This is a genomic window from Streptomyces sp. NPDC107546 (assembly GCF_055639175.1).
Genome location: NZ_JBVKBA010000016.1, coordinates 24,581 through 39,816, shown reverse-complemented (window position 1 = coordinate 39,816; position 15,236 = coordinate 24,581). Strand labels below are relative to the sequence as shown.

The following is a 15,236-nucleotide window of genomic DNA, read 5'->3' as shown; positions in this document are numbered from 1 at the left end:
GATTCCTCCGGGGCCCGCCTCGTGGTGTCCTGCGGCCCCACGGGGCCTTGAGCAGGGGTGTACGGCGCGGAACTCAGACCTGGAGCAGTGCCTCCAGCGGGGCGTCGGCCAGGGCCGGTTCCAGTCGGGCGCGGCCGCCGAGGAAGCCCAGTTCCATGAGGACGGAGACGCCCGCGACCTCGGCGCCCGCCCGGCGGATGAGCTGCAGTGAGGCCTCGGCGGTGCCGCCGGTGGCGAGGACGTCGTCGACGACCATCACGCGGTCGGACGCCGACAGGTCCTCGGCGTGCACCTCGATCTCCGCGGAGCCGTACTCCAGGTCGTACGCCTGCCGCAGGGTGGCTCCGGGCAGCTTGCCCGCCTTGCGTACGGGGACGAAGCCGATGCCCGCGCGGACGGCGACCGGGGCGCCGAGGATGAATCCGCGCGCCTCCAGGCCGACGATCTTCGTCGCGCCGTGCCGTACGGTCAGCTCCGCCAGCGCGTCGGTGAGCGCGGTGAAGGCCTCCGGGTCCGCGAGCAGCGGGGTGATGTCCTTGAACATCACCCCCGGCTCCGGGTGGTCCGGCACGTCCCGGATACGGCTGAGCAGCAGTGCCTGTATGTCGGTCGTCTCGGTCATCGGCGCTTTCCGGAGGGTCGGCCGCGACCGCGGTTACGGGACGCGGGCTGGCTGCGCTGGCCGACGACCGCCGGTGCGGCGTCCTCCGGCTCGTCCGCGCCGGATCCGTCCTCGGCCGGCGCCCCGGTGGGCTCGGTCTCCGCGGCCTGTGCCCGCTTGGCCAGGACACGCCGCTTGAGGGCCTTCATCTGCGGCTCGCGCTCCTTGAGGTCGGCGACGAGCGGAGTGGCGATGAAGATCGAGGAGTACGCACCGGCCGCGAGGCCGACGAACAGCGACAGCGAGATGTCGTTGAGCATGCCGGCGCCGAGGAAGCCGCCACCGATGAACAGCAGGCCCGCCACCGGCAGCAGCGCGACCACGGTGGTGTTGATGGAGCGGACCAGGGTGCTGTTGATCGAGCGGTTGGCGACGTCGCTGAAGGTCCAGCGGGTCTGCTTGGTGATGTCCTTCGCCTGCTCCTTGAGGCTGTCGAAGACGACGACCGTGTCGTAGAGCGAGTAACCGAGGATCGTCAGCAGACCGATCACGGTGCCGGGCGTGACCTCGAAGCCGACGAGGGCGTAGATGCCGGTGGTGATCGTGATGTCGTGGATCAGCGCGACGAGGGCCGCGACGGCCATGCGCCACTCGAAGGCGATCGCCAGATAGATCACGACCAGCACCATGAAGATCGCCAGGCCTTCCCAGGCCTTGTTGGCGATCTGCTCGCCCCAGCTGGGGCCGACCAGGTCGGCGTTGATCTGCTCCGAGGGGACGTTCAGGTCCTTGGCCAGCTCATCCTTGATCTGGTCGGACTTGCCGGTGTCGATCCCTGCGATCTGGATGCGCAGGCCGCCCGTGCCGAGCTTCTGCACGACGGCGGTGTGGCCGGAGGCCTCCTGGCCGTAGGTCTCGGCCTGGGCCACCGAGACGCTCGTCTTCGGCGTGGTGAAGACCGCTCCGCCCTGGAACTCGATGCCCATGTTCAGGCCGCGCACCACCAGGCCGACGATGGCCGTGACGGTGATGAGGATCGAGACGCCGTACCAGATCTTGCGCTTGCCGACGAAGTCGTAACCGACCTCGCCTCGGTGGAGCCGGGCGCCGAGGTTGCCGAGCTTCGACATCTCTCACGCCTCCTTCGGGTCGACGGGGGCGGAGGGACGACGGGTGCGCCGCAGGGGCGGCTTGGCGCCCAGGCGCTTGGGGTCGAGGCCGGACCAGCTGTGGCCGCTCGCGAAGAACTGCCGGCGGGCCAGGATCGTCAGCAGCGGCTTGGTGAACAGGAACACCACCACGACGTCGAGCAGGGTCGTCAGGCCGAGCGTGAACGCGAAGCCCTGGACCTTTCCGACGGTGACGATGAAGAGCACCGCGGCGGCGAGGAAGGACACGAAGTCGGAGACCAGGATGGTGCGCCGGGCGCGCGGCCAGCCGCGTTCGACGGCCGGGCGCAGGGAGCGGCCCTCGCGGATCTCGTCACGGACGCGTTCGAAGTACACGATGAACGAGTCCGCGGTGATGCCGATCGCGACGATGGCACCGCACACGGCGGGCAGGTTCAGCGCGAAGCCGATGGTCGGGCCGAGCAGCGCCATGATCACGTAGGTGAGGATCGCGGAGACCACGAGGGACGCGACGGCGATGGCCGCGAGGCCGCGGTAGTAGACGACCAGGTAGATCACGACCAGGGCCAGGCCGATGGCGCCCGCGATCAGACCGGCGTGCAGCTGCTCACCGCCGAGCGCGGCGGTCACCGTGGTGACGCTCGACTCCTTGAAGGAGAGCGGGAGAGCACCGTACGACAGCATGTTGGACAGGCTCTGGGCGTCCTGCTGGGTGAAGCTGCCGGAGATCTCCGCGTTGCCGCCGGTGATGGCCGTCTGGACGTACGGGTGGGAGACGACCTCGTCGTCCAGGACGATCGCGAACTCGTTCTGCGGGGTCGTCTTCTGCGAGAGCTGACCGGTGATGTCGGCGAACTTCTTCGCGCCGCTGGAGTTGAAGGTCATCTGGACCTGCCAGCCGGCGGCGCCCTGCGTGTCGTAGACGGCCTGGGCCTTCTTGACCTCCGTGCCGTCGACCGCGACCGGGCCGAGCAGGAACTTGTTCCACACGTTGCCGTCCTTGCCGCAGGCGACGGTGGGCTCCTCCTTCTTGGCGCCCTTGCCGGCCGTGGCGCGCTGCTCGGGCTTGGAGCAGTCGAGGGCGGCGTACTGGGCCTGGAGCTTCGCCGTGTCACCGGAGGGGGAGCCGGCGCTCGAGGACGGCAAGGCGCTCGCGGAGGGCTTGGTGGAGGCGCCGGCGGGCCCGGAGCTGTTCGCGGACGGCGTGGACGTCGCCTTCAGCGCGTCGGTGACGGGACGGCCCTGAGAGGTGGCGGAGGACGACGGGCTCGCGGAGCCGGACGTCGCCTTGCTCTTGCCCGCCGAGCTCGACGGGCTGGGCGAGGCGCTGCCGCCCGCGCTGGAGCTGGGGCTGGGGCTCGCCGAAGCGCCGGTGCCGGAGGCATCGCGCTGCAGGACCGGACGGAAGTACAGCTTGGCGGTGGTGCCGACCTGGTCCCGGGCCTCCTTGGAGTTCGTGCCCCGGGGGATGTTGACGATGATGTTGCGGTCGCCCTGGGTCTGGACCTCCGCCTCGGTCACGCCCAGACCGTTGACCCGTCGGTTCATGATCTCGACCGCGGTGTCCATGTTCGTCTTGTTGATCGCGTTGGGCTGACCGGGCTCGTTGACCGCCGTCAGCGTGATGCTGGTGCCGCCGGCGAGGTCGATGCCGAGACGCGGAGTGGTGTGTCCGGAGGCGAACATTCCCCCGGTGAGCGCCGCGATGGCGATCAGGATGAGGGCCAGCGAGCGCCCTGGCTTGCTCTGGGCGCTCGCGCTCCGGCCCTTCTTCGGTGCTGCCACCTTCTCGTACTCCCTCTCGAGCCGCCGCGCGCGGGGTCAGCGCACGGGCAGCCATGCCATTGTGTCGGGATTCCACACGAAAACCGCACAGCCCGGCCCGGGACGCGCCGATCGCGCGCCCTGGTCCGGGGTGCGGTCACTTCGCGTCGGAGTCGCCGTCGGTCTTCTTCGGCTCTGCTTCGTCGGCCTTCGCGTCGGTCGCGGCGTCCGCGTCCTTCTTGCCGAGGTCGACCTTGTCGTCGGAAGGGCCCGAAGAGTCGGCGGCGGGCTCGTCGGTCTCGGTGAGGGAGGAGGCGTCGGCCGGCACGACGGCGCCGTCGGCCTTCAGGTCGTGCTCGATGCCGTGGACGATGCGGTTGTACTCGTCGTCGGTCAGGACGGCGCCGATCGCGTTCTTCGCGAAGAGCAGCTCCACGCCCGGGCCCGCGTCAAGGAGGACCGTGTCCTCGTTGACCTCCTTGACCGTCGCGTACATGCCCCCGATCGTGCGGACGCCGCTGCCGGGCTGCATGTCGTTGCGCATTTGCGCGGCCTGCTGCTGCTTGCGCTTGGCCGAGCGGGTCATCAGGAACATGGCCCCGATGAGCACGATGAACGGGAGGAGGGTCACGATATTCACGGGACGGAATTTCCTTCGCACGACCGCTCGATCGGCGGCCTGGTGAATGGGGGTGTGATGGGCGCCGCCCGCGAGGGCGGCATCGGCGGAGTCTAAGCGAGTCCGCACGCAAGGAACAACGCTCAGCATGGCACCCGGGTTCCTGGTGGGGCGAGTCCCGCACCGTCACGCCCCGAACAGGTCCTGTTGTCCGTTTCCCCCGGTCGCTCCGCGTGGCGCGGTCAGCCCGAGGTGCGCCCATGCGGCCGGGGTCGCCACCCGTCCGCGCGGGGTGCGGGCGAGCAGGCCCTCCCTGACCAGGAAGGGCTCGGCGACCTCCTCCACGGTTTCGCGCTCCTCCCCCACGGCGACGGCGAGCGTGGACAGGCCGACGGGGCCGCCGCCGAACAGCTTCAGCAGGGCCTGAAGGACGGCGCGGTCGAGGCGGTCGAGGCCTCGGGCGTCGACCTCGTAGACACGGAGCGCCGCGGCGGCGATCTCCCGGGTGATCACTCCGTCGGCCTTGACCTGGGCGTAGTCCCGAACGCGGCGCAGCAGCCGGTTGGCGATACGGGGGGTGCCACGGGAGCGTCCGGCGATCTCCGCGGCGCCCTGGGGGTCGATCTCCACGTCGAGCAGGCCCGCCGAGCGGTGGATGACGCGCTCCAGCTCGGCGGGCTCGTAGAACTCCATGTGCGCGGTGAAGCCGAAGCGGTCGCGCAGCGGGGGCGGCAGCAGGCCCGCGCGCGTGGTGGCGCCGACCAGCGTGAACGGCGGCAGTTCCAGCGGGATGGCGGTGGCGCCGGGGCCCTTGCCGACGATCACGTCGACGCGGAAGTCCTCCATCGCCATGTAGAGCATCTCTTCCGCGGGCCTGGACATGCGGTGGATCTCGTCGAGGAAGAGGACCTCACCCTCCTGCAGGGAGGAGAGGATCGCGGCCAGGTCGCCGGCGTGCTGGATGGCGGGGCCGCTGGTGATGCGGATGGGTGCGCCCATCTCGGCCGCGATGATCATCGACAGGGTCGTCTTGCCGAGTCCGGGGGCGCCGGACAGGAGCACGTGGTCGGCGGTGGCACCCCGCGCGCGGGCCGCGCGCAGCACCAGGTCGAGCTGCTCCCGGACCTTTTCCTGGCCGATGAACTCGTCCAGATCCTTGGGGCGCAGGGCGGCTTCGACGGCCTGGTCCTCACGGTCGGCGACAGAGCCCACCAGCCGCTCGGGAGCGGGGGTGTCGGTCGTGTCGTCCCAGTTCACTCACGTACTCCCTGGCTCAGCGGGCTCGGTTCAGGGTCTGCAGGGCCGCCTTGAGGAGGGCACCCACCTGGGGCGTGCCCCCAGCGGCCTCGGCCTGCGGGGCGACCGCGGCGACGGCCTCCTCGGCCTCCCGGGTCGCGTACCCGAGGCCGACCAGGGCGGCGTGCAGCTGGTCGCGCCAGCCGGAGGCAGCGGGTGCGGCGGCCGTGGGGGCGCCGACCGGCTCGCCCAGGCGGTCCTTCAGCTCCAGGAGCAGCTTCTGGGCGCCCTTCTTGCCGATGCCGGGAACGGCGGTGAGCGCCTTCTCGTCACCGGTCGCCACGGCGCGGCGCAGCGCGTCCGGGGAGTGCACGGCCAGCATGGACTGCGCCAGGCGCGGGCCGACACCGCTCGCGGTCTGCAGCAGCTCGAAGATCTGGCGCTCGTCGTCGTCCGCGAAGCCGTACAAGGTCAGCGAGTCCTCCCGGACGACCAGGGAGGTCGCGAGCTTCGTCTGCCGGCCGAGCCGGAGCCCGGAGAGCGTGTTCGGCGTGCACTGGACGGCGATGCCGATGCCGCCCACCTCGACCACTGCGGAGTCCGGGGCGAGGGCGGCGACCGGGCCGCTGACGAAGGCGATCATGCGGTACGGCCTTTCGTGACGTGCTTCGATGCGTGCAGGGCGACAGCCTGCTGCAGCCGGTTCTGCGCGGGGGCGCGCCAGATGTGGCAGATGGCGAGGGCGAGGGCGTCGGCGGCGTCGGCGGGCTTGGGTGGCGCCTGAAGCCGGAGCAGTCGCGTGACCATCGCGCCGACCTGCGCCTTGTCGGCACGTCCGCTGCCGGTGACGGCCGCCTTGACCTCGCTCGGGGTGTGCAGGGCGACGGGGATGCCGCGGCGGGCGGCGCACAGCATGGCGACGGCGCTGGCCTGGGCGGTGCCCATCACCGTCCGCACGTTGTGCTGGCTGAAGACACGCTCGACGGCGACGAACTCGGGCCGGTGCTCGTCCAGCCACTGCTCGATGCCCTGCTCGACGGCGACGAGGCGGTGGCCGAGGTCGGCGTCCACGGGCGTCCGGACGACGCCGACGCCGAGCATGGTGAGCGTGCGTCCGGGCACGCCCTCGACCACCCCGACACCGCACCGCGTCAGCCCCGGGTCCACCCCCAGCACGCGCACGCCTGTCCCCTCCCGTCGATTCGCCTGTTTGTGCAGGCTATCGGGTGCCACCGACAACCACCCGCAAAGCGACGGGCCGACGGGAGTGTCCCGTCGGCCCGTCGAACCCAGCGGCAGCGTTACGCGCCGACCTTCTCCATGATCTCGTCGGTGACGTCGAAGTTCGCGAAGACGTTCTGGACGTCGTCGCTGTCCTCGAGCGCGTCGATCAGCTTGAAGATCTTCTTGGCGCCCTCCTCGTCCAGCTGGACCTGCATGGTCGGGACGAAGTTGGCCTCGGCGGAGTCGTAGTCGATCCCGGCGTCCTGCAGGGCCCTGCGGACCGCGACCAGATCGGTCGCCTCGCTGATGACCTCGAAGGACTCACCCAGGTCGTTGACCTCCTCGGCGCCCGCGTCGAGCACGGCGCCCAGGACGTCGTCCTCGGTCAGCTCGCCCTTGGGGACGATCACGACGCCCTTGCGGTTGAACAGGTACGAGACCGAGCCCGGGTCGGCCATGGAGCCGCCGTTGCGGGTCATGGCCACGCGCACGTCGGAGGCGGCACGGTTGCGGTTGTCGGTGAGGCACTCGATGAGCACCGCGACACCGTTCGGACCGTAGCCCTCGTACATGATCGTCTCGTAGTCGGCACCGCCGGCCTCGAGCCCCGCGCCACGCTTGACGGCGGAGTCGATGTTCTTGTTCGGGACCGACGACTTCTTCGCCTTCTGGATGGCGTCGTAGAGAGTCGGGTTGCCGTCGGGGTCCGCGCCGCCCGTCCGGGCCGCCACCTCGATGTTCTTGATCAGCTTCGCGAAGAGCTTGCCGCGCTTGGCGTCGATCACGGCCTTCTTGTGCTTCGTCGTGGCCCATTTAGAGTGGCCGGACATCTGCCTGTCTCCTTCGCGTAACCCATCTCTGCAACGAACTCCCCCAGACCTTAACGGCTGGGGGGACGCCCAGAGATCCTACTAGGACTCCGGTACCCGATCGGCGCGCACCATGTCGACGAACAGGGCGTGCACCCGGTGGTCGCCGGTCAGCTCCGGGTGGAACGACGTGGCGAGTGCGTTGCCCTGGCGTACGGCGACGATGTGGCCGCCGTGCTCGGCGAGCACCTCGACTCCCGCCCCGACGGACTCGACCCAGGGGGCGCGGATGAAGACGCCCTCTACAGGATCGCCCTCGATGCCCTGGACGTCGACGGCCGCCTCGAAGGACTCGTTCTGCCGTCCGAAGGCGTTGCGGCGCACGATCATGTCGATGCCGCCGACGGTCTCCTGCCCGGAGCGCGGGTCGAGGATCTTGTCCGCGAGCATGATCATGCCCGCACAGGTGCCGTAGACGGGCATCCCGTCGCGCACACGCGCGCGGAGGGGGTCCATCACTCCGAAGAGGATGGCCAGCTTGGAGATGGTGGTGGACTCGCCGCCGGGGAGGACGAGGCCGTCGACCTCGGCGAGCTCTTCGGGGCGCCGCACCGGCCTGGCCACGGCGTCGGCCGCGGCCAGGGCGATGAGATGCTCCCGTACGTCGCCCTGGAGGGCCAGGACGCCTATGACGGGTGCGTCAGTCATGTGTTCGTGCAGTCCTCGTGCTGTTCCTGCGGTGACTTACCAGCCGCGGTTGGCGTAGCGCTCGGTCTCGGGGAGGGTGTCGCAGTTGATGCCGACCATGGCCTCGCCGAGGTTGCGGGACGCGTCCGCGATGATCTTGGGGTCGTCGTAGAAGGTGGTGGCCTTCACGATGGCGGCGGCACGCTTGGCCGGGTCTCCGGACTTGAAGATGCCGGAGCCGACGAAGACGCCCTCGGCGCCGAGCTGGCGCATCAGCGCGGCGTCGGCCGGGGTGGCGACGCCACCGGCGGAGAACAGCACGACCGGGAGCTTGCCCAGCTCGGCGACCTCCTTGACCAGCTCGTACGGGGCGCGCAGTTCCTTGGCGGCGGCGTACAGCTCATGGTTGTCGAAGCCGCGCAGGCGGGCGATCTCGTTCTTGATCTGGCGCAGGTGGCGGACGGCCTCGACGACGTTGCCGGTGCCGGCCTCGCCCTTGGAGCGGATCATCGCGGCACCCTCGGCGATGCGGCGCAGGGCCTCGCCGAGGTTGGTGGCGCCGCAGACGAAGGGGGTGGTGAAGGCCCACTTGTCGGAGTGGTTGACCTCGTCGGCGGGGGTGAGGACCTCCGACTCGTCGATGTAGTCCACGCCGAGGGACTGCAGGACCTGGGCCTCGACGAAGTGGCCGATGCGGGACTTGGCCATGACCGGAATGGAGACGGCGTCGATGATGCCCTCGATCATGTCCGGGTCGGACATGCGGGCCACACCGCCGTCCTTGCGGATGTCGGCCGGGACCCGCTCCAGAGCCATGACGGCGACGGCGCCCGCGTCCTCGGCGATCTTCGCCTGCTCCGGCGTGACGACGTCCATGATCACGCCGCCCTTGAGCTGCTCGGCCATGCCGCGCTTGACGCGGGCGGTGCCGGTCTCGGGGGTCTGGGGGATGGAGAGCTCGCTGGACACGGGTTTCGACCTCACTCGGAAAAAGAGGGATTACTGCTGGACCGAGGAAACGGGACGGGTGCAGGCCACTGCAAGGGCCAATGGGGAGCCGGTGGATCGTTTTGCGCCGTGGCGCGAAACGACACCCGTGGCCTGCGGCCTGTGTGTCACTTGTTCCCGGCACCCGCGTCCCCGTGGCCCGTGTCCCATGGCCCGTGGGCCCGTGCCCCGCGGTCCCGTGTCCCTTGCCGCTCTCCCGTGGTGTCAGGCCGCCGAGCGGTCCGTCAGTGCCGCCGGGGGCTCGTCGTCCATTTCGAACGCCATGGGGAACGGGGCGTGCCCGGCGAGGCGGAACCAACGCACCTTGCGGTGCCGGCGCAGGGCCCGCGCCGCGCGTACGGCGTCGTTGTGGAAACGGCGGGCCATCGGCACCCGGCGCACCGCCTCGGTCAGCTCCCGTGCGGCCGCCTCCCCGCCGGGCGCCTCGCGCACCGCCTCGACCTGCTGCGCCTCCGCGAACACGGCCCGCAGCGCCTGGCTCAGCTCGCTCTCGGCGACCTCCCGCTGCTCCTCCTCGGCCTGCCGGGCCGCGTGTGCGGCCTCGTACAGGACGATCGACGCGGCCGGGTCGAGCACACCGGAGGTGGCCAGCTCCTGGGCGACCGAGGCCCGCCGCAGCAGCTGTGCGTCGAGCGCGGCGCGCGCCGCGTCGATCCGGGCGTGCAGCCGGTCGAGCCGCCCCGCGGTCCAGCTCAGATAGAGGCCGATCGCGACGAGGGCGACAAGGATCCAGATGAGGGTTGCGGTCACGGGCGAAGGTTATCGGCCCCCGCTCACCGCTCCCTCGGCTCCCTCAGGCCCACCTGAACGCCGGGCCCGGCGGCCGGACCTCAGTCCCGCGCCAGACCCAACCGCGCCCGCAGCCCCGTGCGCTCGTCCGCCGCCACCGCCGCCGCGCCCGCCGTCACCGTCTCGTAGACCGACAGGATGTCCGCGCCGACCGTCGACCAGTCGAAGCGCCGCACGTGGGCGCTGCCCCGGGCGCGCAGTTCGGCTCGGCGGTCCGCGTCGTCCAGCAGGCGTACCGCGGCGTCGGCGAGGGCGCCGGCGTCCTCGTTGGCGAACAGCTCGCCGGCCGCTCCCTGGTCCAGGACCTGCGCGAAGGCGTCCAGGTCGGAGGCGAGGACCGGGGCCCCCGCCGACATGGCCTCGACGAGGACGATGCCGAAGCTCTCGCCGCCGGTGTTGGGCGCCACGTACAGGTCGACGCTGCGCAGCAGGCGCGCCTTGTCCTCGTCACTGATCATGCCGAGGAACTGCACGCGCGAGCGCAGCTGGGCGGGGAGCGTCTCGACCGCCTCCTCCTCGTCTCCCCGGCCCGCGACCAGCAGCCGTGTCCGGGGGCGGGCGGCAAGGATCTCCGGCAGGGCCTTCATGAGGACCGGCAGGCCCTTGCGCGGTTCGTCGATGCGCCCGATGAATCCGATCGTGTCCCCCTGCCACTCGGACCTGGGCTCGGCCTTCGCGAAGAAGTCGACGTCCACGCCGTTGGGGATCACCACCGCGTCGCCGCCCAGATGTTCGACGAGGGTGCGCCTCGCGTACTCGCTCACCGCGATCCGCGCGCTGATCTTCTCCAGGGCCGCCTGGAGGATCGCGTACGCGGCGATCATGGCCCGGGAGCGCGGGTTCGAGGTGTGGAAGGTCGCCACGATCGGGCCCTGCGCCGCCCAGCAGGCCAGCAGGCCCAGGGACGGCGAGGCGGGCTCGTGGATGTGGATCACGTCGAACCCGCCGTCGTGCAGCCAGCGCCGTACCCGCGCGGCGCTCAGGAAGCCGAAGTTCAGGCGCGCCACCGAGCCGTTGTACGGCACCGGGACGGCACGTCCGGCCGAGACGACGTACGGCGGCAGCGGGGTGTCGTCGTCCGCGGGGGCGAGGACGGACACCTCGTGCCCGAGGCGGATGAAGTACTCGGCCAGATCGCGGATGTGGAACTGGACGCCGCCCGGCACGTCCCAGGAGTACGGGCAGACGATGCCGATCCTCACGGCGTGCCCTTCCCGGGGCCCCTGCTCGGGTCCAGGTCGGCGAGCCACAACCGCTGCAGCATGTGCCAGTCCTCCGGATGCTCGGCGATCCCCGTGGCGAAGGCGTCGGCCAGCGCCTGTGTCATGACAGACGTCTTCTCGGCCCGGCTGCCTGACCGGGGTACCTCGATCGGGGGGTGCACGCGGCCCTGCATGACGGGCGAGTCGTCGTACCAGAGCGTCACCGGCAACAGCAGCGCGCCGGTCTGCTGGGCGAGCAGCGCCGGTCCCGCCGGCATCCGGGCCGTCTCGCCGAAGAAGGTGACCTCGACGCCGGAGGCGGACAGGTCCCGGTCGGCGACCAGACAGACCAGTCCCCCGTCGCGCAGCCGCCGGGCCAGGGTGCCGAACGCGGAGCCGCCGCTGTGCGGCAGCACCTCCATGCCGAGGCCCTCGCGGTAGGCGACGAACCGGTCGTAGAGCGTCTCCGGCTTGAGCCGCTCGGCCACCGTCGTGAACGGCATGCGCAGCTCGGTGGTGACCCAGGCGCCCGCCAGGTCCCAGTTGGCCAGGTGCGGCAGCGCGAGCACGACGCCCTTGCCGGCGGCGAGCCCGTCGGTGAGGAAGGGCAGGTCCTTGGGGTCGAAGCCGCGCCTTATCCGCTCCGGGCTCCACACGGGCAGCCGGAAGGACTCCATCCAGTAGCGCAGGTACGACCGCATGCCCGCCCGCGTCAGCTCGGCGAGCCGCTCCGGGGTCGCCTCGGGCACCACGCGCGCGTAGTTGCTCTCGAGCCGTCGTACGGCCTTGCCGCGCTGTTTCCAGGCGAGGTCGGCGATGGTGCGGCCGAGCCGGGTGGCGACGGGTTCGGGCAGCGTCTTCACGGTGCTCCAGCCGAGGCCGTAGAGCCCGTCCGTGAGCCGTTCCTGGAGACTGGTCATGCCGTCGCCCCGCTCCTCTTGCCGCCCCTCACTTGGCCGCCTCACTGCCGTGCGAGGCGCTCTGGTCGTCCTCAGCGCCCGCGGCGGCGTCCGCCTCGGCGGACTCCCGGCGCACGGTGACGACCCGCTGGATCAGCGTGACCAGGCTGCCGACGGCGACGATCCACAGCGCGATCGGCAGCAGGTACTGGATGCCGGGCACACCGAACTTGTGCAGGCCCGCGAGCCCGGCGGCGACCAGGGAGATCACCAGGCGTTCGGCGCGCTCCACGAGCCCGTTGACCGCCACCGGCAGCCCGATCGACTCGCCGCGGGCCTTGGTGTACGACACCACCTGGCCGCTGGCCAGACAGAAGATCGACACCGCGCACAGGACGTTGTCGTTGCCGTTGCCCGCGTACCACAGGGCGAAGCCGCCGAAGATCGCGCCGTCGGCGACCCGGTCGAGTGTGGAGTCCAGGAAGGCGCCCCAGCGGCTGGTGCGGCCCAGCTGGCGGGCCATGTTGCCGTCGACGAGGTCCGAGAAGACGAACAGCGTGATCACGACCGTGCCCCAGAAGAACTCGCCCCTGGGGTAGAAGACCAGTGCGCCCGCGATCACGCCGGCGGTGCCGATCAGCGTGACCGTGTCGGGGCTGACGCCCCGCCGGATCAGAAACGCGGCGAACGGTGTGAGAACACGCGTGAAGAAAGCACGCGCGTACTTGTTCAGCATGGCCTTCCCGACGGTCGGTGAGCCGCGCGGCCCCTGCTGGCCACCGGCGCGCCCAATCGTAGCCACGCGCGCGTGGGCGCGACGGCCGGGCACCCAAGGCCCTGTGTCACGGCCTGATGGCGCCCGGGTCACGGCGCGATCGCGCCCTGACCGCAGCACGGCCCGCAAACGGGATCACGTCCCTCGTATGGACGCATTGTGACGCGAGTGCAAAGCTCGAAAGAACCGCGGGCGTCACCGGAGCCGCCTCGCACGCGGGTCCGCATGTCCGCGCCCACAGTGACCTCACCGTGCACGGGAGGCAAGGCCATGGGCGACAAGGCGAACGTACACCCCGGAGCCGCCGGCAGGGCAACGGCGGCCGACCGGCCCGCGTCCGTACGGAATGTGGTGCTGGTCGGCCACAGCGGATCGGGCAAGACGACTCTGGTGGAGGCTCTCGCGCTGACGGCGGGAGCGCTGAACCGGGCGGGCCGTGTGGAGGACGGCGGCACCGTCTCCGACTACGACGAGATCGAGCACCGGCAGCAGCGCTCGGTGCAGCTCTCCCTGGTTCCCGTCGAATGGGACGGGATCAAGATCAACCTGCTGGACACTCCTGGATACGCCGACTTCGTCGGGGAGCTCCGGGCCGGTCTGCGGGCCGCGGACGCGGCCCTTTTCGTCGTCTCGGCCTCGGACGGTGTGGACGGCTCCACCCGGATGGTGTGGGAGGAGTGCGCGGCCGTCGGCATGCCACGCGCCATCGTGATCACACACCTGGAGGCGGCCCGGGCGGACTTCGAGGAGATGACCCGCCGTTGCGCGGAGGCCTTCGGCGGGGACGACCCCGACGCCGTCCTGCCGCTGTACCTGCCGCTGCACGGCCCGCAGGGCCCCGACGGGCACGCGCCCGTGACCGGTCTGATCGGGCTGCTCACGCAGAAACTGTTCGACTACTCGACCGGCGAGCGCAAGGAGTCCGAGCCGGGCGAGGACCAGCTGCCGGGGATCGGGGAGGCCCGCAACCGGCTCATCGAGGGGATCATCTCCGAGAGCGAGGACGAGACCCTCATGGACCGCTACCTCGGTGGCGAGCAGGTGGAGATCAAGACGCTGATCCAGGATCTGGAGCGGGCCGTGGCGCGCGGCAGCTTCTTCCCCGTCCTGGCCGCCGCACCCGCCGCCGAGGGCGCCAAGCAGGGCCTCGGCACGGTCGAGTTGCTGGAGCTGATCACCGGCGGGTTCCCGACCCCGTTCGAGCACCCGATGCCGGGGGTCACCACCATCGACGGCAGGCCGCGCGAGCTGAAGGGCTGCGACACCGAGGGCCCGCTCGTCGCCGAGGTCGTCAAGACCTCCTCCGACCCCTACGTCGGCCGCATCTCGCTGGTCCGCGTCTTCTCCGGCACCCTGCGCCCCGACCAGACGGTGCACGTCTCCGGACACGGCCTGGCCGACCGCGGCCACGAGGACCACGACGTCGACGAGAAGATCGGCGCCCTGTCCACGCCCTTCGGCAAGCAGCAGCGCCCGGTCACGCACGCCGTCGCGGGCGATCTGGTGTGCGTGGCCAAACTCGGCCGTGCCGAGACCGGGGACACCCTCTCGGCCAAGGACGACCCGCTCCTGATGGAGCCCTGGCAGATGCCCGACCCGCTGCTGCCGCTCGCCATCCAGGCGCACAGCAAGGCGGACGAGGACAAGCTCAGCCAGGGCCTGGCCCGACTGGTCGCCGAGGACCCGACCATGCGCCTCGAGCAGAACCAGGACACTCACCAGGTGGTGCTGTGGTGCCTGGGCGAGGCGCACGCGGACGTCGTCCTGGAGCGGCTGCGCAGCCGGTACGGCGTCCAGGTCGACGTGGTCCCGCACAGGGTGTCCCTCCGGGAGACCTTCGCGGGCAGGTCCGCCGGCCGGGGCCGTCATGTGAAGCAGTCCGGCGGGCACGGCCAGTACGCGATCTGCGAGATCGAGGTCGAACCGCTGCCGGGCGGCTCCGGCATCGAGTTCGTGGACAAGGTGGTCGGCGGAGCGGTGCCCCGGCAGTTCATCCCCTCCGTCGAGAAGGGGGTGCGCGCGCAGGCCGCCAAGGGTGTGGCCGCCGGCTACCCGCTGGTGGACATCCGGGTCACGCTGCTCGACGGCAAGGCGCACTCCGTGGACTCCTCGGACGCCGCCTTCCAGACGGCGGGCGCGCTCGCCCTGCGCGAGGCGGCGGCCGACGCCACGATCCACCTGCTGGAACCGGTCGCCGAGGTGTCGGTGCTGGTGGGCGACGAGTACGTGGGCGCCGTGATGAGCGACCTGTCCGCGCGGCGCGGCCGGCTGCTGGGCACCGAGCAGGTCAGCGGCGGCCGGACCCTGGTACGGGCCGAGGTGCCGGAGATCGAGATCGGCCGGTACGCGATCGACCTGCGCTCCCTCTCGCACGGCACCGCACGCTTCAGCCGCTCCTACGCGCGGCACGAGCCGATGCCGCAACAGCTCGGGGAAAAGATCCGTCAAGAGGCCCAGAAGTCGCAGTAGTTGAACCCTTGTTTCCCTCTCCCC

The 15,236-nt window shown here is 71.0% G+C and carries 14 protein-coding genes and 1 pseudogene; 1 reads left to right on the top strand and 14 read right to left on the bottom strand.

Features of this window, described 5'->3' with window-relative positions; translation table 11 throughout:
- Positions 1-73: 73 nt before the first annotated feature.
- The 14 genes and pseudogenes from ACZ7L1_RS23380 to pgsA all read right to left on the bottom strand — a co-directional run bounded on the left by ACZ7L1_RS23380 (position 74) and on the right by pgsA (position 12,760).
- The gene (locus ACZ7L1_RS23380; protein WP_471439811.1) at positions 74-622 is read right to left on the bottom strand and encodes an adenine phosphoribosyltransferase; all 549 of its coding nucleotides are present in this window, start codon (positions 620-622) and stop codon (positions 74-76) included.
- A complete protein-coding gene (secF, locus tag ACZ7L1_RS23375) occupies positions 619-1,731 on the bottom strand; it encodes a protein translocase subunit SecF (RefSeq protein WP_471439809.1) in 1,113 nt (370 codons plus the stop codon). Before secF ends, ACZ7L1_RS23380 begins: the two co-directional genes overlap by 4 nt.
- Before the next feature lie 3 nt (positions 1,732-1,734).
- Positions 1,735-3,516, bottom strand: coding sequence for a protein translocase subunit SecD (secD, locus tag ACZ7L1_RS23370; RefSeq protein WP_471439808.1), 1,782 nt, complete (start codon positions 3,514-3,516; stop codon positions 1,735-1,737).
- Between the two features lie 136 nt (positions 3,517-3,652).
- Positions 3,653-4,135 (bottom strand): preprotein translocase subunit YajC, encoded by a 483-nt coding sequence (yajC, locus tag ACZ7L1_RS23365; RefSeq protein WP_471439806.1) that lies wholly within the window; start codon positions 4,133-4,135, stop codon positions 3,653-3,655.
- Between the two features lie 165 nt (positions 4,136-4,300).
- Positions 4,301-5,371: a Holliday junction branch migration DNA helicase RuvB gene (gene ruvB / locus ACZ7L1_RS23360; RefSeq protein WP_471439805.1), complete on the bottom strand. Its 1,071-nt coding sequence runs from the start codon at positions 5,369-5,371 to the stop codon at positions 4,301-4,303.
- 16 nt (positions 5,372-5,387) lie between these two features.
- Positions 5,388-5,993, bottom strand: a complete 606-nt coding sequence (ruvA, locus tag ACZ7L1_RS23355) for a Holliday junction branch migration protein RuvA (RefSeq protein ID WP_471439804.1) — start codon at positions 5,991-5,993, stop codon at positions 5,388-5,390.
- Positions 5,990-6,532 carry a crossover junction endodeoxyribonuclease RuvC gene (ruvC, locus tag ACZ7L1_RS23350; RefSeq protein ID WP_471439802.1) on the bottom strand — a complete coding sequence of 181 codons (543 nt, stop codon included), beginning with the start codon at positions 6,530-6,532 and terminating at the stop codon, positions 5,990-5,992. The genes ruvA and ruvC overlap by 4 nt, the downstream gene beginning before the upstream one ends.
- A 119-nt stretch (positions 6,533-6,651) precedes the next feature.
- Positions 6,652-7,404 (bottom strand): YebC/PmpR family DNA-binding transcriptional regulator, encoded by a 753-nt coding sequence (locus ACZ7L1_RS23345; RefSeq protein WP_471439800.1) that lies wholly within the window; start codon positions 7,402-7,404, stop codon positions 6,652-6,654.
- Between the two features lie 81 nt (positions 7,405-7,485).
- On the bottom strand, positions 7,486-8,091 hold the full coding sequence (gene pdxT, locus ACZ7L1_RS23340) for a pyridoxal 5'-phosphate synthase glutaminase subunit PdxT (RefSeq protein WP_471439799.1): 606 nt from the start codon (positions 8,089-8,091) through the stop codon (positions 7,486-7,488).
- A gap of 36 nt (positions 8,092-8,127) precedes the next feature.
- Positions 8,128-9,039 (bottom strand): pyridoxal 5'-phosphate synthase lyase subunit PdxS, encoded by a 912-nt coding sequence (gene pdxS / locus ACZ7L1_RS23335; RefSeq protein ID WP_471439798.1) that lies wholly within the window; start codon positions 9,037-9,039, stop codon positions 8,128-8,130.
- Positions 9,040-9,282: 243 nt separating this feature from the next.
- Positions 9,283-9,828, bottom strand: coding sequence for a LemA family protein (locus ACZ7L1_RS23330; protein WP_403623203.1), 546 nt, complete (start codon positions 9,826-9,828; stop codon positions 9,283-9,285).
- An 80-nt stretch (positions 9,829-9,908) separates the two neighbouring features.
- Positions 9,909-11,069, bottom strand: a complete 1,161-nt coding sequence (locus tag ACZ7L1_RS23325) for a glycosyltransferase family 4 protein (protein WP_471439796.1) — start codon at positions 11,067-11,069, stop codon at positions 9,909-9,911.
- Positions 11,066-11,989: a phosphatidylinositol mannoside acyltransferase gene (locus ACZ7L1_RS23320; RefSeq protein WP_471439794.1), complete on the bottom strand. Its 924-nt coding sequence runs from the start codon at positions 11,987-11,989 to the stop codon at positions 11,066-11,068. The genes ACZ7L1_RS23325 and ACZ7L1_RS23320 overlap by 4 nt, the downstream gene beginning before the upstream one ends.
- 28 nt (positions 11,990-12,017) lie before the next feature.
- Positions 12,018-12,760: pseudogene (pgsA, locus tag ACZ7L1_RS23315) on the bottom strand (phosphatidylinositol phosphate synthase).
- Positions 12,761-13,013: 253 nt separating this feature from the next.
- On the opposite strand from pgsA, the gene ACZ7L1_RS23310 reads away from it, so the two are divergent.
- Positions 13,014-15,212 carry an elongation factor G-like protein EF-G2 gene (locus tag ACZ7L1_RS23310; protein WP_471439793.1) on the top strand — a complete coding sequence of 733 codons (2,199 nt, stop codon included), beginning with the start codon at positions 13,014-13,016 and terminating at the stop codon, positions 15,210-15,212.
- The last annotated feature ends 24 nt before the right edge of the window (positions 15,213-15,236 follow it).

Excerpts from the sequence above, each read along its gene's own strand:
- ACZ7L1_RS23380 (WP_471439811.1), bottom strand. The coding sequence starts at position 622 with ATGACCGAGACGACCGACATACAGGCACTGCTGCTCAGCCGTATCCGG.
- secF (WP_471439809.1), bottom strand. The coding sequence starts at position 1,731 with ATGTCGAAGCTCGGCAACCTCGGCGCCCGGCTCCACCGAGGCGAGGTC.
- ruvA (WP_471439804.1), bottom strand. The coding sequence starts at position 5,993 with ATGATCGCCTTCGTCAGCGGCCCGGTCGCCGCCCTCGCCCCGGACTCC.
- ACZ7L1_RS23345 (WP_471439800.1), bottom strand. The coding sequence starts at position 7,404 with ATGTCCGGCCACTCTAAATGGGCCACGACGAAGCACAAGAAGGCCGTG.
- pdxT (WP_471439799.1), bottom strand. The coding sequence starts at position 8,091 with ATGACTGACGCACCCGTCATAGGCGTCCTGGCCCTCCAGGGCGACGTA.
- ACZ7L1_RS23320 (WP_471439794.1), bottom strand. The coding sequence starts at position 11,989 with ATGACCAGTCTCCAGGAACGGCTCACGGACGGGCTCTACGGCCTCGGC.
- ACZ7L1_RS23310 (WP_471439793.1), top strand. The coding sequence starts at position 13,014 with ATGGGCGACAAGGCGAACGTACACCCCGGAGCCGCCGGCAGGGCAACG.